Annotated in this window: 26 protein-coding genes and 1 pseudogene; 11 read left to right on the forward strand and 16 right to left on the reverse strand. The window is 61.2% G+C overall.

All coding sequences use genetic code 11. The features are described 5' to 3' along the window. Positions 1-154: 154 nt before the first annotated feature. Entirely contained in the window at positions 155-631 is a 477-nt protein-coding gene (locus J3P84_RS20675; protein WP_434625549.1) for an Lrp/AsnC family transcriptional regulator, read from the reverse strand. A 145-nt stretch (positions 632-776) separates the two neighbouring features. Between J3P84_RS20675 and J3P84_RS20680 the strand changes: the two genes are divergently transcribed. The 3 genes from J3P84_RS20680 (at position 777) to J3P84_RS20690 (ending at position 2,309) form a co-directional block, all read left to right on the forward strand. Next, complete coding sequence (locus tag J3P84_RS20680; RefSeq protein WP_434625551.1) at positions 777-1,406, forward strand: LysE family translocator; 630 nt, start codon at positions 777-779, stop codon at positions 1,404-1,406. A 276-nt stretch (positions 1,407-1,682) separates the two neighbouring features. After that, the gene (locus tag J3P84_RS20685; RefSeq protein WP_434569512.1) at positions 1,683-1,898 is read left to right on the forward strand and encodes a type II toxin-antitoxin system HicA family toxin; all 216 of its coding nucleotides are present in this window, start codon (positions 1,683-1,685) and stop codon (positions 1,896-1,898) included. Continuing rightward, entirely contained in the window at positions 1,899-2,309 is a 411-nt protein-coding gene (locus tag J3P84_RS20690; protein ID WP_434569513.1) for a type II toxin-antitoxin system HicB family antitoxin, read from the forward strand. A 148-nt stretch (positions 2,310-2,457) separates the two neighbouring features. Here the strand turns inward: J3P84_RS20690 and J3P84_RS20695 are convergent, their stop codons facing one another. Further along, entirely contained in the window at positions 2,458-2,604 is a 147-nt protein-coding gene (locus J3P84_RS20695) for a hypothetical protein (RefSeq protein WP_434569514.1), read from the reverse strand. 176 nt (positions 2,605-2,780) lie between these two features. Here J3P84_RS20695 and J3P84_RS20700 point away from each other — a divergent pair, with 176 nt between their 5' ends. Beyond that, complete coding sequence (locus J3P84_RS20700; protein ID WP_434625554.1) at positions 2,781-3,185, forward strand: low affinity iron permease family protein; 405 nt, start codon at positions 2,781-2,783, stop codon at positions 3,183-3,185. Between the two features lie 51 nt (positions 3,186-3,236). Here the strand turns inward: J3P84_RS20700 and J3P84_RS20705 are convergent, their stop codons facing one another. The 3 genes from J3P84_RS20705 to J3P84_RS20715 form a co-directional block, all read right to left on the reverse strand. After that, the gene (locus J3P84_RS20705; protein ID WP_434625556.1) at positions 3,237-4,145 is read right to left on the reverse strand and encodes an SDR family oxidoreductase; all 909 of its coding nucleotides are present in this window, start codon (positions 4,143-4,145) and stop codon (positions 3,237-3,239) included. A gap of 78 nt (positions 4,146-4,223) precedes the next feature. Then, entirely contained in the window at positions 4,224-4,727 is a 504-nt protein-coding gene (locus J3P84_RS20710) for a DUF4142 domain-containing protein (protein ID WP_434625558.1), read from the reverse strand. A 348-nt stretch (positions 4,728-5,075) separates the two neighbouring features. After that, a complete protein-coding gene (locus J3P84_RS20715) occupies positions 5,076-6,425 on the reverse strand; it encodes a diguanylate cyclase domain-containing protein (RefSeq protein ID WP_434625560.1) in 1,350 nt (449 codons plus the stop codon). Between the two features lie 232 nt (positions 6,426-6,657). Between J3P84_RS20715 and J3P84_RS20720 the strand changes: the two genes are divergently transcribed. Then, the gene (locus J3P84_RS20720; protein WP_434625562.1) at positions 6,658-7,677 is read left to right on the forward strand and encodes a DUF4917 family protein; all 1,020 of its coding nucleotides are present in this window, start codon (positions 6,658-6,660) and stop codon (positions 7,675-7,677) included. Positions 7,678-7,840: 163 nt separating this feature from the next. Here the strand turns inward: J3P84_RS20720 and J3P84_RS20725 are convergent, their stop codons facing one another. From J3P84_RS20725 to J3P84_RS20745, 5 genes and pseudogenes are all read right to left on the reverse strand, one after another. Next, positions 7,841-8,422, reverse strand: coding sequence for a DJ-1/PfpI family protein (locus J3P84_RS20725; RefSeq protein ID WP_434625564.1), 582 nt, complete (start codon positions 8,420-8,422; stop codon positions 7,841-7,843). 217 nt (positions 8,423-8,639) lie between these two features. Next, positions 8,640-9,858: pseudogene (locus J3P84_RS20730) on the reverse strand (class I SAM-dependent methyltransferase). Positions 9,859-10,131: 273 nt separating this feature from the next. Next, entirely contained in the window at positions 10,132-10,749 is a 618-nt protein-coding gene (locus J3P84_RS20735; protein WP_434625566.1) for a TPM domain-containing protein, read from the reverse strand. 27 nt (positions 10,750-10,776) lie between these two features. Then, complete coding sequence (locus J3P84_RS20740; protein ID WP_434625568.1) at positions 10,777-11,526, reverse strand: TPM domain-containing protein; 750 nt, start codon at positions 11,524-11,526, stop codon at positions 10,777-10,779. A gap of 107 nt (positions 11,527-11,633) precedes the next feature. Then, positions 11,634-12,242, reverse strand: coding sequence for a LemA family protein (locus tag J3P84_RS20745; protein WP_305496253.1), 609 nt, complete (start codon positions 12,240-12,242; stop codon positions 11,634-11,636). A 260-nt stretch (positions 12,243-12,502) separates the two neighbouring features. Here J3P84_RS20745 and bglX point away from each other — a divergent pair, with 260 nt between their 5' ends. Beyond that, positions 12,503-14,794 (forward strand): beta-glucosidase BglX, encoded by a 2,292-nt coding sequence (bglX, locus tag J3P84_RS20750; RefSeq protein ID WP_434625571.1) that lies wholly within the window; start codon positions 12,503-12,505, stop codon positions 14,792-14,794. A gap of 266 nt (positions 14,795-15,060) precedes the next feature. On the opposite strand, the gene J3P84_RS20755 is transcribed toward bglX, so the two are convergent. From J3P84_RS20755 to J3P84_RS20775, 5 genes are all read right to left on the reverse strand, one after another. Further along, complete coding sequence (locus J3P84_RS20755) at positions 15,061-16,218, reverse strand: phospholipase D-like domain-containing protein (protein WP_434569525.1); 1,158 nt, start codon at positions 16,216-16,218, stop codon at positions 15,061-15,063. Position 16,219: 1 nt separating this feature from the next. Then, positions 16,220-16,810 carry a YceI family protein gene (locus J3P84_RS20760; RefSeq protein WP_434625573.1) on the reverse strand — a complete coding sequence of 197 codons (591 nt, stop codon included), beginning with the start codon at positions 16,808-16,810 and terminating at the stop codon, positions 16,220-16,222. Positions 16,811-16,927: 117 nt separating this feature from the next. Next, positions 16,928-17,239 carry an amidase gene (locus J3P84_RS20765; protein ID WP_434625575.1) on the reverse strand — a complete coding sequence of 104 codons (312 nt, stop codon included), beginning with the start codon at positions 17,237-17,239 and terminating at the stop codon, positions 16,928-16,930. Beyond that, complete coding sequence (locus tag J3P84_RS20770; protein WP_434625577.1) at positions 17,236-18,330, reverse strand: serine hydrolase domain-containing protein; 1,095 nt, start codon at positions 18,328-18,330, stop codon at positions 17,236-17,238. The genes J3P84_RS20765 and J3P84_RS20770 overlap by 4 nt, the downstream gene beginning before the upstream one ends. Before the next feature lie 183 nt (positions 18,331-18,513). After that, a complete protein-coding gene (locus tag J3P84_RS20775) occupies positions 18,514-19,386 on the reverse strand; it encodes an acyl-CoA dehydrogenase (protein ID WP_434625579.1) in 873 nt (290 codons plus the stop codon). Between the two features lie 152 nt (positions 19,387-19,538). Here J3P84_RS20775 and olsB point away from each other — a divergent pair, with 152 nt between their 5' ends. Continuing rightward, entirely contained in the window at positions 19,539-20,294 is a 756-nt protein-coding gene (olsB, locus tag J3P84_RS20780; RefSeq protein ID WP_305496260.1) for an L-ornithine N(alpha)-acyltransferase, read from the forward strand. After that, positions 20,294-21,088, forward strand: coding sequence for a lysophospholipid acyltransferase family protein (locus tag J3P84_RS20785; protein ID WP_434625581.1), 795 nt, complete (start codon positions 20,294-20,296; stop codon positions 21,086-21,088). The genes olsB and J3P84_RS20785 overlap by 1 nt, the downstream gene beginning before the upstream one ends. 29 nt (positions 21,089-21,117) lie before the next feature. Here J3P84_RS20785 and J3P84_RS20790 read toward each other — a convergent pair whose 3' ends face one another. Continuing rightward, positions 21,118-21,702, reverse strand: a complete 585-nt coding sequence (locus J3P84_RS20790) for an ACP phosphodiesterase (RefSeq protein WP_434625583.1) — start codon at positions 21,700-21,702, stop codon at positions 21,118-21,120. A gap of 152 nt (positions 21,703-21,854) precedes the next feature. Between J3P84_RS20790 and J3P84_RS20795 the strand changes: the two genes are divergently transcribed. The 3 genes from J3P84_RS20795 to J3P84_RS20805 are packed head-to-tail and all read left to right on the forward strand — an operon-like array spanning position 21,855 to position 24,423. Next, positions 21,855-22,157 carry an ArsR/SmtB family transcription factor gene (locus J3P84_RS20795; RefSeq protein ID WP_014336977.1) on the forward strand — a complete coding sequence of 101 codons (303 nt, stop codon included), beginning with the start codon at positions 21,855-21,857 and terminating at the stop codon, positions 22,155-22,157. A gap of 17 nt (positions 22,158-22,174) precedes the next feature. After that, positions 22,175-23,341, forward strand: a complete 1,167-nt coding sequence (locus J3P84_RS20800; RefSeq protein WP_305496263.1) for an MFS transporter — start codon at positions 22,175-22,177, stop codon at positions 23,339-23,341. 32 nt (positions 23,342-23,373) lie between these two features. Next, complete coding sequence (locus J3P84_RS20805; protein ID WP_434625586.1) at positions 23,374-24,423, forward strand: alkene reductase; 1,050 nt, start codon at positions 23,374-23,376, stop codon at positions 24,421-24,423. The last annotated feature ends 125 nt before the right edge of the window (positions 24,424-24,548 follow it).

Here is a 24,548-nt window from a genome sequence, read left to right on the forward strand (position 1 = left end):
AAACCGCCCGATCTGAAACAACGGGATATGTTCGATTTTTTACGGTCCATTGCGCAGCCGATCCATGCTGAGTTCCATCCAGGGCCCTTCCCCCTATTGGGAAGTTGATTGGCACCAAGTTTCCTTGCGTGATAGCACGATAATCAGTATCTACTCAAGCATCTGGCAAATGCCCCAACGGCAGCGCACCCGGAGCCTTCACCGTGTTGATCGCAAAATTACTGCGAATGTCACTCACCCCCGGCAGCTTCAACAGCTTGCCCGTGACAAATCGGTCATAGGCCCGCAAGTCCGGCACCACCACTTGTAGCAGGAAATCCGACTCGCCTGACACCAGGAATGCCGAGATCACTTCGGGTAGCGCGGTCACCGCCAGGCGAAATGCCTCGGCTCGTTCATCGGTGTGCCGTTCGACCTTGATGCCGACAAAGATCGTCATACCGAGGCCCACTTCATCGCGATCCAGGATGGCTTGATAGCCGCGGATCACTCCCGCTTCCTCGAGCATCCGCACGCGGCGCAGGCATGGCGAGGGGGACAGGCCGATTTCTTCGGCCAGTTGTACGTTGCTCAGCCGGCCGTCCCGCTGCAGTGCAGCGAGAATTTTGCGGTCGAAGGCATCAAGTTTCATGATTTGGCACTTTTCGATTGAATGGATCGATCACTTGGCAGGTTATGCCAATTCTTAGAGCTTTAGAAGCTGATTACGCAAGCACCTGCCCTACCCTTCGGCCATAGACTGGCATCTCCAATCCACTGATTGCGGAGGGCATGCAATGACAGAGCTCTGGTTGTTTTTCATGGCGTTGACGGTGGCGTATCTGTTGCCCGGGCCGGACATGATCCTGGTGCTGCAAACCGGTGCCCGTCAGGGCAAGGCTGCGGCGCTGGCAACGGCGGTAGGCTTGGGGATTGCCCGGGCATGTCATGTCGCGCTGGCGGCAATGGGGCTATCGGTATTGTTCAAGGCAGCGCCCTGGACCTTTGATGTGGTGCGCCTGGCCGGGGCTGCGTATCTGGCGTGGATCGGGTTTCAGTGTTTGCGGACCACGTTGTTGCCAAGCTTTGGAGGAGCTGACGCCGAGGTCGGAAAGCGACAGTGGTACCAAGCGATACAACGCGGTCTGCTGACCAACCTGCTCAACCCCAAGGCGCTGCTGTTTTGCTCAGTGTTGCTGCCGCAGTTCATCGACCCACAGGGCGGGCCGGTGCTGGGGCAATTCGCGATGCTCGGTTTGGTGCTGGTCGGCGTCGGCCTGCTGTTTGACAGCGCCTACGCACTGGTGGGCGTAGCGCTCGGACGCTGGCTTCAGCGATCGCCCTCGGCCCAACGTGTGCAGCAGTGGGTGTTTGGCAGCGTGCTGATTGGGTTTGCGGTACGGCTGACGTTTGTGCAGCAGTCGTAGGTCCTGTGGATATGTCTGCGAATCGCTGAAACCGGGGCTGCTTCGCAGCCCAGCGGGAGCAAGCTCCCTCGCCACGGGTTGCGATCCTCCAAATGTTCCTTGCGTCTCACATCTGGAAATAGACCCAATTCGACTCTCCGTCGCCTTGTCCTGCGCCGCTTCTAGACTTCAGACGTAGATCCCACTCGATCCCGTTCGTCGCTTGTGGTGGTTATAGTGTTGATCATTCCTTTTCGGTAGGTATAGTACCTACCACACACACCACACGGAGGTGTTGTGAACAGCCGATTCCTGATAAGCCAGATTGTTGCGGATGGTTGGTACCTGGTACGGATCCGAGGCAGTCACCACCATTTCAAGCACCCGACCAAACCGGGACTGGTTACGGTTCCTCATCCCAAGAAGGATCTGCTCAAGAAAACGGCCATCAGTATTTTGCAACAGGCCCTGCTCCAGACGGCCAGTTGCCCAGCTTCCCCGGAGGACGATTGAATGCTTTACCCGATTGCGATTTCCATGGGCGATGAGCACCACGCCTGGGGCGTTGAAGTGCCGGATATCCCTGGTTGTTTTTCCGCAGGCGATGATCTGGACGATGCGATGGCCATGGCGCGCGAGGCCATCGAAGGGCACTTTGAAATTCTTGCCGAAGATGGGTCGCCCATTCCGCCGGCCAACACCGTGACGCTGCACGCGGCCAATCCGAAATATGCCGGGTGCGCGTGGGCATTGGTGGACATTGATGTGACCAGATATCTGGGCAAGGCGCAGAAACTCAACATCACCCTGCCCGGCTATCTGCTCAACCGTATCGATGAATATGTGCTGCATCATCCGGAGGAAAAAAGCCGGTCAGGCTTCCTGGCATCGGCGGCACTCAAGGTTTTGCAACAAGGACGTTGAGCAATACCTGCCGAAACACAAGAACCTGTGGGAGCGAGCCTGCTCGCGAAGGCGGTGGAACAGTCAATTTCCAAGTTGCTGACCTGACGCCTTCGCGAGCAGGCTCGCTCCCACAGTTTTGTACATAGCCCGGCCTGGGCTATGTGATTTATTTGCTCTCCGACTTGGACTCCTGCATCTGCACCGAAGACTTGGTGCCGTCGGTGTTGTCCTTGGTCTCGTTATCCGAATTGTCAAAGCAGCCCTGTAGTGCGAACAGGCAGCAGGCGAGGCAAAAGGTGCGGGTGAGGTTCATGGTGTACTCCGTCGATGAAGGCTTTAAGGAGTGACCATCAGGCAGAGCAAATGGTTGCGCCAGTCTTCGTCCCGGACGATGAACGTCGACGGAGGTTCGGATTGAAATGTAAGTAGAATTTTCGCCGCTTCGTTGGTGTCACACCAGACAGGTGCATCCACTGAGGAAACACGGCAATGACGTTCGCAAAGATTGCTCAAAAACTGGCCCTGTGGGCAGGAAGTCCCAAGACCTTTCTCGGAGCTATTGTGTTGTTGGCGCTCTGGGCCGCCAGCGGACCGTTCTTCGGTTTCAACGACACCTGGCAACTGATCATCAATACCTCGACCACGATCATCACCTTCCTCATGGTTTTCCTGATCCAGAACACGCAAAACCGCGATACCGATATCCTGCACTTGAAAGTCGATGAATTGTTGCGCGCGACCAAGGACGCGCAGAACGCAATGCTCGGTCTCGAGTCGCTGGACCTCAAGCAGCTGGAAGCGTTGCGCAAGCGCTACCAGGACATGGGCAAAGACGAGGCCAAGAGCCTTGATGGTGTAGAAGAAGAGAAGAAAGTCGACTTGAACCAGTGCTGAAAGCAGATGCGCGAGCGTTGTTGCAACGCTCGCGCATCCGAATGCCGCGCATCAGGGCAACGGATTCCCTCCCGTCACGCCGAATACTTCCCCGGTGATATAACTCGACTCCTGCGAGGCCAGCAGCACGTACAGCGGCGCACATTCCGCTGGCTGCCCCGGACGCTTCATCGGAACCTGGGAGCCGAATGTAGGGATCTTCTCCCTAGGCTGTCCGCCGCTGGGTTGCAGCACCGTCCAGATCGGCCCCGGGGCCACGGCATTGACCCGGATTCCCTTGCTGATGACCTGTCCCGCCAACGCCTTGGTAAACGCCACGATCGCCGCTTTGGTGGTGGCGTAATCGAGCAGCGTCGCGGACGGATCGTAGGATTGGATCGACGCGGTATTGATGATCGTCGCCCCGGCCGGCATCAGCGGTACCGCGGCCTTGCAGATCCAGAACATCGCGTAGATGTTGGTTTTCATGGTGTCATCGAATTGCGCGGTGGTGATGTCGGCAATGTCCTTTTGCGCTTCCTGCTTACCAGCGACGTTGACCAGGATATCCAGGCCATCGAGCTCCTGCTGCGCCATCTTCACCATCTGGACGCAGAACGCTTCGTCCTTGAGATCTCCCGGAATCGCAATGGCCTTGCGGCCTTCGGCCTTGATCAGCTCGATGACTTGCTGCGCGTCGCGTTCTTCGCTGGGCAGATAGTTGATAGCTACATCGGCGCCTTCGCGGGCATAGGCAATGGCCGCCGCGCGACCGATCCCCGAATCGCCGCCCGTGATCAGCGCCTTGCGCCCCTCCAGGCGACCGAAGCCTTGATAGGTTTTTTCGCCGTGATCGGGCTGTGGTTCCATGTCCTGGTCAATGCCAGGGGGTGATTGCGGCTGGTCGGGGAATTCCGGACGAGGGTATTGGGTCAGTGGATTCTGCATCGCGTATTGGTTGGGTTCTCGGCGTGTGGACATCGAGGTTCTCCTTTTCGGCGGGCAAAACAAGCCGGGACGCTGGCGTCCCGGTCCTGAGGTAAAAACAGGTGCGGCAAATCAGCGACTGGCCTGCAGCGCCCTGGCCATCTCAAGATGCGTCTGCAATTTGGGCAGGGTTTCGTCGGCGAACGCCTTGATCTCCGGCACGTTGGTGGTCTGGGCCTGTTGCTGGATCTGCTCGATGGCTTCCTCAGTGGCCTTGACCTGGCTGGCGGCATATGCCGCCTCGAACGACTCGCCCTCGGCCACTTGCGGCATCAAGGTCTTGGCCTTGTTCGCGACTTCTTCCCGGGGCGCGACGGGCAAGTCGAGCTTCTTGGCGATTTTCGCCAGGTGTTGGTTGGCGGTGGTGCGGTCGTTGATCACCATGATGGTGTAGTCCTTGACCTCCCTTGATTCCGCCTTCGAGTGTGCGGCACGGCTGGCTTCGATATCAGCCATGCCTTTGGCGGATGCATCGTTGATGAATTCGGCGGGTGACTGGGCCCAGGCACTGCTGGCACCCAGGCCCATCAGCACGACAACACTGGTGGTGCGTAAAAAGGTGGCCATCCGGCTCATGGTCACGCCCTCCTCTGATAGAAAATTGCGACAGGGTTTCCCCCGCCGCTGAATCAGAACCACCGTTGAATATTCAGCGAGTCGTGCGATCCGGCTTGCGGCCGATCTCAGCCTTCAGCGGACTTTTATCGACACTCGCGGTGGTGGTTCTCCCACTTTTGCGACCCGCTTCAGACACCTTCGTTCGATCATGAGCAGTGTTTCCCGGATAAATGTTGCTTGACCCGCGCATGCTCGAGCCCTCCGTATTGCATGAATGATGGGCATGCCTGCCCAGTATTTCATTTGAAATGAGTCGGCATTCAAGGTTTGGAAAAAGCGCTGGCGCGACGACGAACGGTGAGGTGGTCAGATGCCGAAGGCCCGGTGATTGTGGCGTTTGGCTGCGTACATCGCCTCGTCGGCGTGGCGGAACAAGGTGATGTCTTCCGTGCCGTGTTCGGGGAAACACGCCACGCCAATGCTCGGTTCGATGCTCAGGCAATGACCGTCCAGCCGCAGCGGCTGGGCCAGCGCGTGACGAATCTGCTCCTGCACCCGGTCGGCGTCTGCCACGCTCTGGATGCTATGGAGCAGCACCACAAATTCATCGCCCCCGATGCGGGCGACAGTGTCGGTGTCACGTATGCAACCCTTGAGTCGGCTGGCCACCGCTTGCAGCAGCATGTCGCCAACGGCATGACCGTAGGTGTCGTTGATCTGCTTGAAGCGATCCAGATCGATGTAGAGCAATGCCATCCGCCCCGATGCAACACGGGCCGTGGTCAATGCGGCCTTGAAGCGGTCACGCAGCAACTCACGATTGGGTACCTGAGTGAGCTGATCATACTGGGCCATGTGCTGCAACCGGGTATGCAGTTGCTGGCGCTCGATGGCAATCGCAATCTGCGCGCAAACATACTGCAGCAATTCCTTGTCCTGCTCGGTGTAGCGCTCGTTATCCGCCGCGCTCTTGACGATCAACGCGCCAATCGTGCCGCTCTGCGAATTCAGTGGCACACCCAGCCAGCACGGCGCGTCCGGTTTCGCCACGAGGTCGTGCAGCTCCACGGGCAACGAGCTGGAGCCGGGCGTCAGCAGGATCGGCTGACCGCTGCGTATGACTTCGGCACACAAACGCCCAATGGTCGTACCCGGCAGTTCCGGCTGTCGCTCCCGGTCGTCGACGTGATAGGGAAAGTTGAGCTGGGCACATTGCTCGTCATACAACGCCACCGAAAAATTCAGTGCCGGCAGCCACTCGCCGATTATCAAATGGATACGTTTGAACAACGCCAGCAGGTCGGCGGCAGCATGGGCGGCCTCGGAAATCGCGTACAACGCGGCCTGCCGGGACTCCGCCTGCTTGCGCTCGGTGATGTCCCGCGCCACGGCGATCCGCAATTGGTCAGGCTCGGACCAGCGCGCCGACCAGAGGATATGGACGACCCCACCGTCCTTGCGCAGGTAGCGGTTCTCGAAATTGAGCTTGGGTTCTCCGCGCATGACTTCGCGCGCCGCATCAAGGGTCCGCTGGCGGTCGGCAGGGTGGACCATATCGATCATCGAACGGCCGATCAGCTCCTTCGGCGTGTAGCCGAAGATCCGCTCGCTGGCGGCACTGACAAACACGAAACGCCCCAGGGCGTCGACGGCGCACACGGCATCCATCAGCAGATCAAGGTAACCGGCCAGCGGCGTGGAGTTTCGAATATCCATGGCACAGAAGCCATCCGGGAATGCAGCAATGAACGAACCGGGAAATCGCCAGGCCAGCGCGCGCCCTGAATACCGGTGAGGATAGCCCAGGCGCCCGATCCGCCGCAGTAAACCGCTCGATCAGAACACCTGAAAGGTTATCGGCCGGTCACGACGTATCTTGATCTGGCTCAGGACTGGGTCGTGATAAAGTCGCGTCCTGCCTTTGCCACGTTTTGAGATGACTTTCGCAATGACCGATTTCCAGGAATACGACGCCCGGCTCGAAAATTGGGAGACGTTGCGCACCGACACCGCTTTCAGCGGCCTGCTGGTGGGCAATGGCGCGAGCCGCGCCGTGTGGGACGATTTCGGCTATGACTCGTTGTTCGAGAACGCCCGCACCGTCGAGGAAAAACCACTGAGCCCTTCGGAACTGAGCGTCTTCGACGCCCTGCAGACCCGCAGTTTCGAGCAGGTACTGGGCGCGTTGAAAACCACCAGCCGGGTCAACAAGGCCCTGGCCGTCAGCTCCGCCGCCCCGCGCAATCGCTATTACGCGATCAAGGAAGCCTTGATCAACACCGTGCACGCGGTGCATATCCCCTGGCGACTGGTGCAACCCTCGACCCTGGGAAGTCTCAATCAGGAGCTGGGCCGCTACCGCACAGTGTTCACCACCAACTACGATCTGCTCAGCTATTGGGCGATCCAGCATACGCCCGAGACCCTGACCGATCTGTTCCTGGGCGCCGATCACAGCTTCGATCCGAGTCGGACCAGTACAGACAAGCCGCGCCTGTTGTATCTGCACGGCGGCCTGCATTTGGTGCGCAACCAGGACGGCACGGCACGCAAGCTCGCTTCCACCGAAGGCACGCTGTTGGGCAGTTTTGCCATCAACAACACCCTCAAGACCCTCGACGACGTGCCGCTTTTTGTCAGCGAAGGGCCGAGCCAGGACAAACTCAAGACCATCCGCAGCAGCGATTACCTGTCGTTCTGCTACGACCAGTTACTGCACCACGACGACAATCTGTGTCTGTTCGGCCACGCCTTGGGCGAGCAGGACAGCCATATCGTCCTTGCCCTGCGCCAAGCGGCGCCGAGGACCGTGGCCATCTCGATTTACCCGCGCAGCCAGGCGTTCATCCAGCATCAGAAGCGGCATTACGCCAAATTGTTCGAGGGCCTGGACACGCAATTGCGCTTCTTCGATGCCAAGACCCACCCACTGGGCGATCCGAAGCTGGCGGTGCCGGTGGAGGTTTAGATCAGACGGGCAGCGCAGAACCGTGGCGAGGGAGCTTGCTCCCGCTCGACTGCGAAGCGGTCGCCATTTACGCGATGGGACCGCTTCGCGCTCCAGCGGGAGCAAGCTCCCTCGCCACAAGAGCTCACTCTATCGGACGAGTGCGGCGCGTAGCCCCTGGCTTCTACAAGATAATGGCCGTGCCCAGCAGCGTCAGGAACCCCGCCAGCCAGTTCGGATGGGCGGGCCACGCCGGTGCCGTGGCCAGGTTGCCTTGGACATGGGCTTCGGTCACTGGAATATCGATGAACGTCCCGCCGGCCAGGCGCACCTCCGGAGCACATGCCGGATAGGCACTGCATTCGCGCCCTTCCAGGATGCCTGCCGCCGCCAGCAATTGCGCACCGTGGCACACCGCGGCGATCGGCTTGCCCGCCAAATCGAAATCGCGCACCAGTTGCAGGACGCTTTCATTCAGGCGCAGGTATTCCGGCGCACGACCGCCCGGCACCAGCAGCGCGTCATAGTCGCTGGCCTGGACGCTGGCGAAATCATGGTTGAGGGCAAACAGATGACCAGGCTTCTCGCTGTAGGTCTGGTCGCCTTCGAAATCATGGATCGCGGTGCGCACCGTCTGTCCGGTGGTTTTGTCCGGGCACACCGCATGCACTGTGTGGCCGATCATCTGCAGGGCCTGAAAAGGCACCATCACTTCATAATCTTCGACGTAATCGCCGACCAGCATGAGGATTTTCTTCGCGGCCATGGCATGGGCTCCTTTGGGATGCGTGGGGGAACGCATTAAAGGTAGTCCGCAGTAGCGATCTCCCGAGATTAACTGACGGATTGCACCTTCAGGAATGGCGAATGAACCTGTGGGAGCGAGCCTGCTCGCGAAGGCGGTGTGTCAGCTCAGTAACTACCGGCTGAAATAATGCTTTCGCGAGCAGGCTCGCTCCCACGGGTTCGGGGCAGGCGAACTGTCAGGCGAGGTAGCCGTCAGCCCGCAGCAGCGTTTCCAGGCAATGTTCGGTGATGCGGTAAAACGCCTTCAGCTCTTCGATCCTGGCGAGGAGTTCGATGGCATCCACCGGTTCCGGGCGCTTGACCGCCAGGATCATCTTGTTCTTGTTGGTGTGGTCCAGGGAGATGAACTCGAATACCTTGGTCTCGTAGCCACAGGCTTCGAGGTACAGCGCCCGCAGACTGTCGGTGACCATTTCCGCCTGTTGGCCCAGGTGCAGGCCATATTGGAGCATCGGCTTGAGCAGCGCCGGGCTCTGGATCTGCAGGCGGATCTGCTTGTGACAGCACGGTGAACACATGATGATCGAGGCCCCCGAGCGGATGCCCATGTGGATCGCGTAGTCGGTGGCAATGTCGCAGGCATGCAGGGCGATCATCACGTCCACTTCACGCGGCGCGACGCTGCGCACGTCCCCGTGCTGGAACTCCAGGCCCGGATGCTCAAGCCGCGCGGCGGCTTCGTTGCACAGCTTGACCATGTCCTCGCGCAATTCGACGCCTGTCACCAGCCCCTCGGCCTGCAAGGTGTTGCGCAAGTAATCATGGATGGCAAACGTCAGGTAGCCCTTGCCCGAGCCGAAATCCGCGACCCGCACCGGTTTGTCCAGCGCCAGCGGCGAAGACGTCAACGCGTGGCTGAAGACTTCGATGAACTTGTTGATCTGCTTCCACTTGCGCGACATCGCCGGAATCAGGTCGTGCTTGTGGTTGGTCACGCCCAGGTCGGCGAGGAACGGCCGGCTCAGATCGAGGAAGCGGTTTTTTTTCACGGTTGTGCCCCGCGGACGGCACTTCCCGCAGTTGCTGGGGCTTGCTCTTGAACAACGAGCTCTTGCCCTTCTTGCTGTATTCCAGCTGCGCCTCGTCAGTGATTGCCAGCAGATGTGCGTTCTTGAACGAGGTCGGCAACAGCGCGGCGACCGTCTCAACGCCTTCGGCCAGCGGGAAGTTCTTGGTGATGTCGCGCGTCTTGTAGCGGTAGACGAAGGACAGGCAGGGCTGATCCTTGACCGTCAGTTGCTTGATGATCAGCCGCTGCAGATCGGCTTCGTCACCGACGTATTTGGCCAGCACGAGCTTGATGAAGGCGTTCTGCCCAAGGCTGGCCTGCAACAGCTCGATGAACTGGGCGTGGTGATCCGGCGCGGGACGGGCGGAAGTTGCAGTGACGGACATGGAAAAGCGGCCTCGGGGCGGGCGGATCGGGAATGGCGGGTATTTTAGGGGGGATGGGAAGCCAGGGCACGGGGAATTTCCCCAACGGTGCAAAAGTGATAGTCCATCTTCATAGGTCAACAGGCTTCTGTGGCGAGGGAGCTTGCTCCCGCTCGGCTGCGAAGCAGTCGCCCGACTTGAGGCCTGACTCAACCCTTCAGACCGATGGGGAGCGCTTCGCACTCCAGCGGGAGCAAGCTCCCTCGCCACAACGGTGTCCGACAGAAAATAGTGTCAGCCGAGCACCACCAACCGATTCGGCAACTCATTGCGCGCATGGGTCACCGGCACATGCGCCTTGAGCAGTTCGCCGCAGGCTTCAATGCACGTCACAAAGCCTTGCAACGTCTGGCCCTGGCGAACCTGCTGGGTAAATGCCGCGACAATCGCCTCCCAATGCTTATTGTCGAGTCGCTTGGAAATGCCCTCGTCCACCAGGATTTCCACATACCGCTCGGCCTCGCAAACGAAAATCAGCATGCCTGTGCCGTCCACCGTATGGTGCAGGTTCTGCTCGAGAAATTGCCGGCGCGCCAGGTTCGACGCTCGCCAGTGACGTACTGAGCGAGGGATCAGGTACGTGGTGATAGCAGGCAGGCGAAACAGCAGGCACAACCCGATGAAACTGCCCCACTGCACCAACAGCAAGCTGTGCGTGGTCAGCCAGCCCGTCAGGTAATGCACCACGCCGGGGGCCACCAGGGCCAGCAAGCTGGCCCAGAGCAGCGGGATGTAGGCGTAGTCGTCGGCGCGAGCAGCAAGCACCGTTACCAGTTCGGCATCGGTGTCGCGCTCGACCCGGGCAATGGCCTCGGCCACCTTGCGTTGTTCGTGTTCAGTCAGTAATGCCATGTCAAAAATGCCTGCTCATTATTATGCTCACCAGCCGCCCGACGAACCGCCGCCACCAAAACTGCCTCCGCCACCGCTGAAGCCTCCGCCACCGCCGCCGCCGAAACCACCACCGCCGCTTCTGGAGCCGCCACCGCCGGAACCGCCACTGCTCGGCAGGATACCAAGCACCTGGCAAACGCCTATCGTCAGGATGAATAGCATCGCCAGGAAGATTACCAGCCCCGCATGCCGGTCGATGAAATCGCCCTCACCCTGCGCTCCCGCGTCATACGCAGGGGCTGGCTCATCCAGCGGACTGCCGCCCAACACCACGAGCATCGCCGCGACGCCGTCGCTGATGCCCTTGTTGAAATTTCCCGTCTTGAATGCCGGAGTGATGACCTGATTGATGATGACGGAGCTCTGGGCATCGGTCAGCCGATCTTCCAGGCCATACCCCACTTCGATCCGCAGTTTACGGTCATCGCGGGCGACGATCAGCAGCGCGCCGTTGTTTTTATCCTTCTGCCCGATGCCCCAGTGGCGGCCTAATTGGTAACCGAAGTCTTCGATGCTGGTGCCCTGCAGGTCCGGCAGGGTGACGACAACCACCTGCTCACTGGTCGCCTGCTCATGGGCCTTGAGTTGCGCATCGAGTTGCGTGCGCACCGACGGGTCGAGTAGTTGGGCAGAGTCCACCACCCGCCCCGTCAATGCCGGAAATTTCAACTCGGCCTGGGCCGTGATGGCAAAGACCCAGAGCAACAGCACCAGGCCAAATTTCAACACTCGCATCAGAACTCCTGTGTGGGAGCGAGCTTGCTCGCGATAGCGGTGGATCAGTTTGCATCAATGCTGGATGTTTGGCCGCCATCGCGAGCAAGCTCGCTCCCACAGTTTTTTCAGAACTTCACTTCAGGCGCTTTTTCGGCATTCGGGCTGGTCGCCTCGAAGGTTTCGCGGATCGGCAAGTCGCTGTACATCACGCTGTGCCACAGTCGGCCGGGGAACGTACGGATTTCGGTGTTGTACTTCTGCACCGCCAGGATGAAGTCGCGACGCGCCACGGCAATGCGGTTCTCGGTGCCTTCGAGTTGCGATTGCAACGCCAGGAAGTTCTGGTTGGCCTTCAGGTCCGGGTAGCGCTCGGACACCACCATCAAGCGGCTCAACGCCCCGCTCAACTGGTCCTGGGCTTGTTGGAACTGCTTGAGTTTTTCCGGATTGTCCAAGGTATTGGCATCGACCTGGATCGAGGTGGCCTTGGCCCGCGCTTCGATTACTGCGGTCAGGGTTTCCTGCTCGTGCCGGGCATAACCCTTGACGGTTTCCACCAGGTTGGGAATGAGGTCGGCGCGGCGTTGGTATTGGTTCTGCACCTGGCCCCAGGCCGCCTTGGCCTGCTCGTCCAGCGTCGGGATGTTGTTGATGCCACAACCGGCCAGCAATGTTGTGAAGAGCATCAGGGCCAGCATTTGCAGGCCGCGAAGGTGGTTCAGTCGTGGATTCATCAGGTCAAGCGCTCCCTTGCATTGCATTAAAAAAACACCGCCACCTATCTTACCGGCGTCTGGGGCATAATCGCCGCCGCACTGGATCGAATCGGGTTGATGGGCTAAAAGATGCCCGGTGCGAAACTAAGTTCATCGGCACAAGCTCGAAAGTGTGCTGCATTTAACTGGAAACACCCGAACAACAATAGCCGCTCCTCACATTTAGGCTGACCGGCGTGTCCTGATCACCGCCCTTTAGGCTTGCGAGAAAACAATTCATGAAGAAGCTGTGTTTGCTGGGCCTGTTTGTCACCCTGGCCAGTCAATCCGTATTAGCCGACAACCTGCCAGCCCCCATGGAGAACAAGGACGCTTTCATCAGCAATCTGATGAAGCAGATGACCCTCGAGGAAAAGATCGGCCAACTGCGCCTGATCAGCATCGGCCCGGAAATGCCCCGGGAGATGATCCGCAAGGAAATTGCCGCGGGCAACATCGGTGGTACGTTCAACTCCATCACCCGCGACGAAAACCGTCCGATGCAGGACGCGGCCATGCGCAGCCGGTTGAAGATCCCGATGTTCTTCGCCTATGACGTGATCCATGGCCACCGGACCATTTTCCCGATTCCCCTGGCCCTGGCTTCGAGCTGGGACATGGACGCCATCTACCGCTCCGGTCGTATCGCGGCCAAGGAAGCGGCGGCCGACAGCCTGGACATCACCTTTGCGCCGATGGTCGATATCTCCCGCGACCCGCGCTGGGGCCGGACCTCCGAAGGTTTCGGCGAGGACACTTACCTGGTGTCGCGCATCGCCGGGGTGATGGTCAAGGCATTCCAGGGCAGCGGCGCCAACGCCGCCGACAGCATCATGGCCAGCGTCAAGCACTTCGCCCTGTATGGCGCGGTGGAAGGCGGCCGGGACTACAACACCGTGGACATGAGCCCGGTGAAAATGTACCAGGACTACCTGCCCCCCTACCGCGCTGCCATCGACGCCGGTGCAGGCGGGGTGATGGTCGCGCTGAACTCCATCAACGGCGTGCCGGCCACCGCCAACACCTGGCTGATGCACGACCTGTTGCGCAAGGAATGGGGCTTCAAGGGCCTGGCCGTCAGCGACCACGGGGCGATTTTCGAGTTGATCAAGCATGGCGTCGCCCGGGACGGTCGCGAAGCGGCAAAACTGGCGATCAAGGCCGGCATCGACATGAGCATGAACGACTCGCTCTACGGCAAAGAGCTGCCAGGACTGCTCAAGGCTGGCGAAATCGAGCAGAGCGACCTTGATAACGCGGTGCGTGAAGTGCTGGCCGCCAAGTACGACATGGGCCTGTTCAAGGACCCGTACCTGCGCATCGGCAAGGCCGAGGATGACCCGGCCGACGTCTATGCCGACAGTCGCATGCATCGCGCCGATGCCCGTGACGTGGCGCGCCGCAGCCTGGTACTGCTGGAAAACCGCAACCAGACCCTGCCTCTGGAGAAGACCGCGAAGGTCGCCCTGGTCGGTCCGCTGGCCAAGGCGCCGATCGACATGATGGGCAGCTGGGCCGCCGCCGGTCGCCCGGCGATGTCGGTCACCGTGTACGACGGCATGGCCCGTGCGCTGGGCGGCGAGTCGAAGCTGATCTACGCCCGTGGCGCCAATATCACCGGCGACAAGAAGGTGCTCGACTACCTCAACTTCCTCAATTTCGACGCACCGGAAGTGGTGGATGACCCGCGCCCGGCCCAGGTGCTGATCGATGAAGCGGTGAAAGCCGCCAAGGAAGCCGACGTGGTCGTGGCCGCCGTGGGCGAGTCCCGTGGCATGTCCCACGAGTCCTCGAGCCGCACCGAGTTGAACATCCCGGCCAGCCAGCGCGAGCTGATCAAAGCCCTGAAAGCCACCGGCAAACCCTTGGTGCTGTTGCTGATGAACGGCCGTCCGCTGTCGCTGCTGGAAGAACAACAGCAAGCCGATGCGATCCTGGAAACCTGGTTCAGCGGCACCGAAGGCGGCAACGCCATTGCTGACGTGCTGTTCGGCGACTACAACCCGTCGGGCAAGCTGCCGATCACCTTCCCACGCTCGGTCGGGCAGATTCCTACCTACTACAATCACCTGAGCATCGGCCGGCCGTTCACGCCGGGCAAGCCGGGCAACTACACCTCGCAATATTTCGACGACACCACCGGCCCGCTCTACCCGTTCGGCTATGGCTTGAGCTACACGACGTTCAACCTGTCGGACATGGCCTTGTCGTCCACCACGCTGAACAAGACCGGCAAGCTCGACGCCAGCATCACCCTGGAAAACACCGGCGAGCGTGACGGTGAAACCGTGGTGCAGCTGTACATCCAGGATGTGACCGGGTCGATCATCCGTCCGGTGAAAGAGCTGAAGAACTTCCGCAAGGTGATGCTCAAGGCCGGCGAGAAGAAAGTCATCCACTTCACCATCACCGAAGACGACCTGAAGTTCTTCAACGCCCAGCTCAAGTACGCCGCTGAACCGGGCAAGTTCAACGTGCAGATCGGCCTGGATTCCCAGGACGTGAAGCAGCAGAGTTTCGAGTTGCTCTGAGCCAGCCGCACCGCAATCCCCCTGTGGGAGCGAGCCTGCTCGCGAGGGCGATCTTTCAGTCACTGCATCATTGACTGTCGGACCGCTTTCGCGAGCAGGCTCGCTCCCACAAGGGGTCCGTGGCAAACGCAATTTTTGTGACCACTCAAACTCTACTGTGGGAGCGAGCCTGCTCGCGAAGGCGATCTTTCAGTCACTGCATCATTGGCTGTCGGACCGCTTTCGCGAGCAGGCTCGCTCCCACAATTGTATCTGTGGTGTCTGGACTAACCCCGTCGATCCAGCAGATTCACCACCAGCCGGTCCACCCATCCCCACAACCGTTGCTTGACGCGCTTCCACAGCGGCCGGCGCTGCCAGGCGTCGAGGCTCACTTGCAGGCTTTGGTCGAAATCGCGCTCAAAACTGGCCGCCACGGCCTTGCTCAGTCCTGAGTCCAATGCTTCAAGATTGGCCTCCAGGTTGAAGCGCAGGTTCCAGTGATCGAAATTGCACGAGCCGATGCTGACCCAATCGTCCACGAGCACCATTTTCAAATGCAGGAAACATGGCTGGTATTCATAGATCTTCACACCGGCCTTGAGCAGGCGCGGGTAATAACGATGGCCGGCGTAGCGCACGGAGGGGTGATCGGTGCGCGGGCCGGTCAGCAGCAGGCGCACATCGACGCCCCGGGCGGCGGCCTTGCGCAAGGAGCGGCGCACGTTCCAGGTCGGCAGGAAATACGGCGTGGCCATCCAGATACGTTTCTGACCGCTGTTTAACGCCCGGGACAGTGATTGCAGGATGTCGCGGTGCTGGCGGGCGTCGGCATAGGCCACCCGGCCCATACCCTCGCCCACCGGCGGAACACGGGGCAAGCGCGGCAAGCCGAAATTGGAAGCCGGTTTCCAGGCCCGACGATGGCGGTTGGCGAGCCACTGGCGGTCGAACAGAAGCTGCCAGTCGAGCACCAGCGGGCCGACAATTTCCACCATCACCTCGTGCCAGTCGCTTTGGTCTTCCAAAGGGTTCCAGAATTCGTCGGTGACCCCGGTGCCGCCGACCACCGCCAGGCGCTGATCGACCAGCAGTAGCTTGCGATGGTCGCGGTAAAGATTGCGCACCCAGCGACGCCAGCTCAGGCGATTGTAGAACCGCAGCTCCACACCTGCCTCGACCAGGCGATTGCGCAGGCCCAGGGTAAACGCCAGGCTGCCGTAGTCGTCGAACAGGCAGCGCACGCGAACACCCCGCTCGGCGGCCTGGACGAGCGCCTGGACCATCGCCTCGGCGCAAGCGCCCGCCTCCACCAGATACAGCTCCAGTTCCACCTGCTCCTGGGCGCGGGCGATTTCCACCAGCATGCGCGGAAAGAACTGCGGACCGTCGATCAACAACTCGAAGCGATTGCCTTCGCGCCAGGGAAATACCGGACCGCTCATGTCAGCGCGCCGTGAAGATCAGCACCGCATTCACCGGCACCGACAGGCTGATGGTCGACAATCCGGCCAGTGCGCGCAGCTTTTCCAGGCCCGGCGCCAGGCCGAAATCCGCCGCGTTGAGCACCACCGGCTCCAGGGTCACGACCTGGAAACGTCGCTCATCCAGGCGCGTCGCCAGCAGTTGGGCGTTGTATTCGTGCTGCTTGCCATGCAGGTCCACCGTTACCGGCAGGCGCAGCTCCAACTGTGCGCCGTTGGCCAGGTCCTGGATCGGCATCAGGTCAAGCTGCGCGGTGATGGTGGCTTCGGCAAACTGCTTGATCTCGAACAGCTCGGCGCGCATGCGTTCGTCCCGCAGGGGGACGCCGCTGTTGATGGACTCCAGCTCGACCTCCAGCCGCGCCAGGCCCTTGGGCTGGACCTGGCCATGAAGCACGAGAAAGCGCTGGACCTCGGACACATTGCCGTTTTTGCTGCTGATAAACGAAAGCCGCGACGATTCGCCGTCCAGGTACCAGTCGGCCTGGGCCGGCAACGCGGCGCAGGCCAGCAGCAACGTGATGACAGCGTGGGGGAGAAACCGCTTGAACATACAGACTCGGAGGGCAGAGAAACCTGTGGCGAACCTTAACCGGGACGGGGGCGATTGCAAACTGTCGGTTTCGACAACTGCCTTGGCTCGCCACAAAGGCAATCCTTGAATCAGCATTCAGGGTTCCAACCGACACCCCTGCCGCTCGCCGATCCAGCGCGCACTGTGGCTGCGCCCCAATCCGCTGACGGTGACGCGCCTGGCTTCAACACTCTCGAAAAAATCACTGACGGGAACCGACTGCTTCACATACCCGCGGCAATACTCGGCTGGCTGCCGCATCACATAGCGGCACGAGCAATACTCCTTGGCGGTGTACGCGCTGATGATGTCGGGGAAGGCCTGCAGGGCTACCCGCTCCAACCAGACCCAACCGAACAGGGCAATGAGCAGCACCGACGCCAGGCTGAGCAACACGTTGCGTCTCATGGTCGCACCGCCCCGGCGAAGGCCGCCATGGCGCGCTTGAGCAATTCGTTGTGGCGGTAGCTGCCGTCGCGGTCATCGCCGTAGCGCACAATCACCAGCCTGGCGCTGGGAATGATATACAGCGCCTGGCCCCAGTGGCCGAGCGCGGCGAACGTATCCGGCGGTGCGTCAGGCCATGGGCGGAGGGTGGAGTCGGCACCGCGATTGAGCCACCAATGCCCGCCAGGCACGGCTTCGTCCTGGCCCGCCTGGAACCCGGCGAAAGGCTCGCGATTGAATGCTATCCAGTCTTTGGGCACCAATTGTCGGTCGCCCCAGCGGCCATCGCGCTGCATCAACAAGCCGACACGCGCCAGGTCCTGCGCCGTCAGGTAGGCATAGGACGACCCGACAAACGTGCCGCTGGCGTCGGTTTCCCAGGTCGCGTGGCGGATGCCCAGCGGTTCGAACAGGGCCGTCCAGGGGTAATCGGCATAGCGCGCCGGGCCGACGATGGTTTTCAGCGCCGCCGCCAGCAGGTTGCTGTCGCCACTGGAGTAACGGAACACTTGCCCGGGCGGGCCGAAGCTTGCGTGCGCGGCAGTGAACGCCGCCATGTCGTGGCGCCCCCGCGTGTAGAGCATCGCCACCACCGAGGAATTGAGTGGCGCGTATTCGTAGTCTTCCTGCCAGTCCAGGCCGGAAGTCCAATGAAACAGATCGGCCAGGGTCATGTCCGGGTGTCGCTGCAGCGGCGGGTAGTACTTGGCAGCGGGATCATCCAGGGCGAACAGCCTTTCGCCGTAGGCCACGCCGAAGATTGTCGCCAGCAGGCTTTTACTGATGGACCAGGTCAGGTGCGGAGTCTGGGCGGTCGTGGGTCCGGCGTAGCGTTCATAGACCAGTCGGCCGTCCTGGATGATCAGGAGCGCGTCGGTGCGGATGCCCTCGCGGGTGCTGTCATCCCTTTGGGTAAAGGCGTATTGCTCCAGCGCTTCGAGGGCCGGCCCGGTGGGCGTCGGGCCGGTTGGCCATTGTTCTGAGGGCCAGTCTTCAGCGCTGGCTGTGAGGGTCAACAGCAACAGCGGAAGCAACAGCCAGCGTCTGGGCATGCGTGGGGCTCGCAGGGTTTAACCTGCAGAGCCTAGCCGGGCTTGATGACAGTTTGAGTGTGTGGGGCGCCCGGTGGGAGCGAGCCTGCTCGCGAAAGCGCCGGATCTGTGGCATGGATGCAGGCTGACACTCCGCTATTCGCGAGCAGGCTCGCTCCCACATAGATCCCGTCGCTCCAAAGGCTAGCCCAACGCCTTGGCCAACCGCTTGGCCCGCGCGCCCGCCGCGATATCCATGACCCCTTTGTCGCGCCCCCACATTTCTCGCCACGACGCCGGCCCAGCAGCCAGTGCCTCATTCAATTCGGCATCAAGCCCCTTGAACTGCGCGAACAGCCCACCCAGCAGCACATGCCCGGCCGCACTGGACGGATTTTGCCGACTCACCTCCGCGCACCCCGCCAGCAACGCCAACAGACGCAGTTGCAAGGCCTGCGGCCAATCGCACTCCTGGCCCACACCATAGAGCCAGGCAGCCATTGCACTGAGCACATAAAGGTCTTCCAGGGTACGGAACGGTTTGACGTACGCATCCCAGCCGTCACCTGGCAGCACTTCGCACAACGCGCCATCGAGCAATACCCGAGCATGGCCGATGTCCGGCATCAAGGGGATGGCGGGGAGTTTTTCCAGGTTCACACCAGGTTCTCCGCCATAGACCACCGCCAGCTTCAGCCGCGGTGCTTCGCCGGCAGCTTCGCTTCGGGCCGCGATCAGCAGCCATTCGGCGGCATCGCCCGCGGTGACGAAATCCTTGCGTCCATTCACCCGCAAGTCGCTGAGACGGGTCTGCATATCCGCCGGGCGCAGGCTGCGCTGCTCGGTGGCGCACAAGGCGCCGAGGCTCTGCGGCGCGCTTGGCCAGAGCGCCCGCAGGGCCGCCTGGTAGCCCACCAGGAACGCGAGCCCCGGCGTGGCCATCAACCTTGCGCCGGCCACGGCCAGCTCGAATGGCGTGACCGGCCCCAGCCGTTGCAACAAGCCCGCGTAACCTTCCGCCAGATCCACAAAGGCAGGCAACCGCTCGCCGCGTTCGATCAGGGTTTGCCAAGGCATGGGGGTTCCTCGTGGGCTGTCATATAAGCATCACCAAAGCTTCATGGCGATGACACCGGGGCTACATAGCCTGACTTTGCACAACATGGCTGCATAAAGAAAGTCGATTGGCTCACCCCAAGACGGGTGTAAAGCCCGCACGGAGATTCGCTATGACTCAGATCGCCCGCATCAGCGACACCGGCAATGAACGCCGCCTGCAAGCCGAACGCCTGATTGGCGCCAAGGCCTTGCAAGAAGCACAGGCCCTGCGCTTCAACGTCTTCAGCGGCGAATTCAACGCCAAGCTCAAGGGCGCGGAACTGGGTCTGGACATGGATGACTATGATGTTCACTGCGCCCACATCGGCGTACGCGACCTGAACACCGGCCGCCTCGTGGCCACCACCCGCCTGCTCGACCACCAGGCCGCCAGCAGCCTGGGCCGGTTCTACAGCGAAGAAGAATTCAGCCTGCACGGGCTGGTCCATCTCCAGGGCCCGATCCTCGAAATCGGCCGCACCTGCGTCGACCCGGCCTACCGCAACGGCGGCACCATCGCGGTGCTCTGGGGCGAACTGGCCGAAGTCCTCAATGAAGGCGGCTACAGCTACCTGATGGGTTGCGCGAGCATTCCGATGCAAGACGGCGGCATCCAGGCCCAGGCAATCATGCAACGCCTGCGCGAACGCTACCTGTGCACCGAACACCTGCAAGCCGTGCCGAAAAAACCCTTGCCGGCACTGGACGTTCCGTCCAACGTCATCGCCGAGATGCCACCGCTGCTCAAGGCGTATATGCGCCTGGGCGCGAAGATTTGCGGCGAGCCGTGCTGGGACGAGGATTTCCAGGTCGCCGACGTGTTCATCCTGCTCAAGCGCGACGAACTCTGCCCGCGTTATGCCCGTCACTTCAAGGCGGCGGTGTGATGAGCCGGCTGCGGGTGTACGCGCGAATCGCGCGCGTGTTGCTGGTCGTCGCGCTGGGCCTGGCCATGGCCAGTGTGTTCGGGCTGCTGGAACGCCTGGGGCTGGCCCATTCGATGGTGCGCCGCCAGCGCTGGTCGAGGTTTTTCATGGCGCGACTGAGCAATGCCCTGCCCTTTCGCGTCACCGTTCATGGACACCTGCCAAAACAGCCGATGCTGTGGGTCAGCAACCATGTGTCCTGGACTGACATTCCGCTGCTGGGCATGCTCACGCCGCTGTCATTCCTGTCCAAGGCCGAAGTGCGCACCTGGCCGGTGGCTGGATGGCTGGCGGCCAAGGCCGGCAGCCTGTTCATCCGGCGCGGCTCGGGCGACAGCCAATTGATTCGTAAACAGATGAGCCGCCATCTGGAGCAAGCGCATCCGCTGCTCATGTTCCCTGAGGGCACGACCACCGACGGACGTTCGCTGCGCACGTTCCATGGTCGCCTGCTGTCGGCGGCCATCGATGCCGACGTGGCCTTGCAACCGGTGGCGATCCGTTACCTGCGTAACGGCAAACCCGACTTGCTGGCTCCCTTCATTGGCGATGATGACCTGCTGTCGCACCTGATGCGCCTGTTTGCCAATGACCTGGGCGACGTGGAAATCCACTTGCTGAAGCCCATCGCCTGCCACGGCCAGGAACGTGCGGCCCTGGCGTTCCAGGCGCAACAGGCGGTGCACAAGGCGCTGTTCGGAACGATTCCAGAGAAACAGCAAGCGCCGGTACGGCCTGCGGCGATTGCGGCTTGATCCGAATCCTCTGAACTCCCGCCAAAATATCAATTTTGCGGTGTGATCTGGTTCTGCGCAAAATCCTGCAACTGTGGATAGAACAACCGAAAATCCTCGCTCAACGGCTCATACAGCCTGACCAACTCCTCCATCGCCCCGGCCAGTTCCTCGGGCCGCGACAGGCGCCGGGAAATACCGCGCAGCACCTGCCCGAGCACGTCGAATTCCCTATAGGAACCCAACCAGTCATCCGCTGCCATGAACGGCGCGATCTGCGCCAGGCGCCCGGGCAGTTGCGCTTCGGCGGCGAGCACCTGGTAGACCCGGGAAGTGAAATCCAGCAGCGGCCCTTCGCCGTACTGCGCCCAGTCGCGGGCCAGGCAATGGTCGAAAAACACATCCAGCACGATCCCGGCATAACGCCGGCGGACCGTGGAGAAGCGCGACAAGGCGATATCCACCAACGGATGGCGATCGGTGTACATGTCGATGCGTCGATGCAGGGCGATCGCCGCTTCGATCTGCGGAGTGAACTGCCCCTGCAGCGGCCCTTTGACGAAATCGCCGTAGAGGCTGCCGAGCAGTTGTTCCCGGCCAGGGCCGCCGAGGTGCAGGTGTGCGAGATAGTTCATGGCGGGCAGCTTACCATCGCCACGCCTATATCGTTATAACCCGATATAGCGATTTGTTCGTCCCTCAGATCAAATACATATTGGTATATCGCGAAGCAACGATTTAAGGTTCGCCTCATCGCGATATAGCGTTATACATAAGAGCTGCCCCAATGACCCTCGACCTCGACGAAATAATAAAAGCCCTGGCGCACCCAGTACGGCGAGACATCCTCAACTGGCTCAAGGACCCCAAGGTCCAGTTCCCCGAACAGTTGCACAACCATGAATTCGGTATTTGCGCCGGCCAGATCGATCAGCGCTGCGGCCTTTCGCAGTCCACGGTTTCGGCGCATCTGGCGGTGTTGCAGCGGGCGGGGTTGATCACCAGCCAGAAGGTCGGTCAATGGCACTTCTTCAAACGCAACGAGGACGTGATCCAGCAATTCCTCAAGCAAATGAGCCAAGAGCTCTGACCTGACAAGGATTCGAAATGCCCCTTTCACTCTTGATTCTGGCGCTCAGCGCCTTCGCCATCGGCACGACGGAATTCGTCATCATGGGCCTGTTGCCCGATGTGGCGGCGGACCTCGGCGTATCGATTCCCGGCGCCGGCTGGCTGGTGACCGGCTATGCGCTGGGCGTGGCCATCGGTGCGCCGTTCATGGCAATGGCCACCGCGCGGCTGCCGCGCAAGGCTGCGCTGGTGGCGCTGATGGGGATTTTCATAGTCGGCAACCTGCTCTGCGCCGTCGCCAGCGACTACAACGTACTGATGTTCGCCCGGGTCGTTACTGCCCTGTGTCACGGTGCGTTCTTCGGCATCGGCTCGGTGGTGGCGGCCGGCCTGGTGGCGCCGAACAAGCGCGCTTCGGCCGTGGCCCTGATGTTCACAGGCCTGACCCTGGCCAACGTGCTCGGCGTACCGCTGGGCACCGCACTGGGCCAACAGGCCGGCTGGCGCTCGACCTTTTGGGCCGTGACGGTCATCGGTGTGATCGCCCTGATCGGTCTGATCCGTTTCCTGCCGGCCAAGCGCGACGAGGAAAAACTCGACATGCGTGCCGAGCTGGTGGCGCTCAAGGGCGCAGGCCTGTGGCTGTCGCTGAGCATGACCGCGTTGTTCTCCGCCTCGGTGTTCACGCTGTTTACCTACGTCGCCCCCCTGCTCGGCGAAGTCACCGGCGTTTCGCCCCGTGGCGTGACCTGGACCCTGGTCCTGATCGGCCTCGGCCTGACGCTTGGCAACATCATCGGCGGCAAGCTGGCGGACAAGAGCCTGGCGAACACGCTGATGGGCGTCTTTTTGACCATGGCGCTGGTGTCCACGGTATTGAGCTGGACCAGCGTGGCGCTGATCCCGACTGAAATCACCCTGTTCCTCTGGGCCACCGCCTGCTTCGCCGCCGTGCCGGCCTTGCAAGTCAACGTGGTGACCTTCGGCAAAGCCGCGCCAAACCTGGTGTCCACCCTGAACATCGGTGCCTTCAACATTGGCAATGCCTTGGGTGCCTGGGTCGGCGGCAGTGTCATCGACCATGGCCTGGGCCTGACAGCCGTGCCCCTGGCCGCCGGCGCGCTGGCCGTGCTGGCGCTGCTGGTAACCCTGATCACTTTTCGCCAGGGCGGCAATGCCGACCTGGCCCCTGCCACTCACTGACTTTTAACCCTTCACTTGCGAGGTTGCATTTCATGGCGACAATTTTCGACCCCATCAAACTCGGTGACATCGAGCTGAAAAACCGCATCATCATGGCCCCGCTCACCCGCTGCCGCGCTGACGCAGGCCGAGTCCCCAACGCGCTGATGGCCGAGTATTACGTGCAACGCGCCTCCGCCGGGCTGATCCTCAGCGAAGCCACTTCGGTGACGCCGATGGGCGTGGGCTACCCCGATACCCCAGGCATCTGGTCCAACGACCAGGTACGCGGCTGGGCCAACGTGACCAAAGCCATCCACGGCGCCGGCGGCAAGATTTTCCTGCAGCTCTGGCACGTCGGCCGGATTTCCCACCCGTCCTACCTGGACGGCGAGCTTCCGGTGGCTCCGAGCGCCATCCAGCCCAAGGGGCATGTGAGCCTGGTACGTCCGCTGGCCGACTACCCGACGCCGCGCGCATTGGAAACCGCGGAAATCGCCGACATCGTCGATGCCTACCGCGTGGGTGCCGAAAACGCCAAGGCCGCCGGGTTTGATGGCGTGGAAATTCATGGCGCCAACGGCTACCTGCTCGACCAATTCCTGCAAAGCAGCACCAACCAGCGCACCGACAACTACGGCGGCTCCCTGGAAAACCGTGCTCGCCTGCTGCTGGAAGTGACTGACGCGGCAATCGAAGTCTGGGGCCCCGGCCGAGTGGGCATGCACCTGGCGCCGCGCGCCGATTCCCATGACATGGGCGACGAAAACCGCCTGGAAACCTTCAGCTATGTGGCCCGCGAACTGGGCAAGCGTGGCATCGCCTTCATCTGCTCGCGCGAGAAAGAAGGCGCGGACAGCATCGGCCCACAACTGAAGCAAGCGTTCGGCGGCCCGTACATTGCCAATGAGCGCTTCACCAAAGAGAGTGCCAATGCCTGGCTGGCGGAAGGCAAGGCTGACGCCGTGGCGTTCGGCGTGCCGTTCATTGCCAACCCGGACCTGCCGGCACGCTTGAAAGCCGATGCACCGCTGAACGAACCTCACCCGGAAACCTTCTATGGCAAAGGACCGGTGGGGTATATCGACTATCCAGTCATGTAATTAACCCGCCGCAAACAAAAAGCCCCGCCTTTGCACAGCGGGGCTTTTTGTTTAAACATTTCGTCGACATCTAAAAGTTCTAAATAAAACTTCAATCATTCATATTGCCTCTGGTCGTCACGAGT

It is taken from the genome of Pseudomonas sp. Z1-29 (assembly GCF_051131995.1).
Lineage (GTDB): Bacteria > Pseudomonadota > Gammaproteobacteria > Pseudomonadales > Pseudomonadaceae > Aquipseudomonas.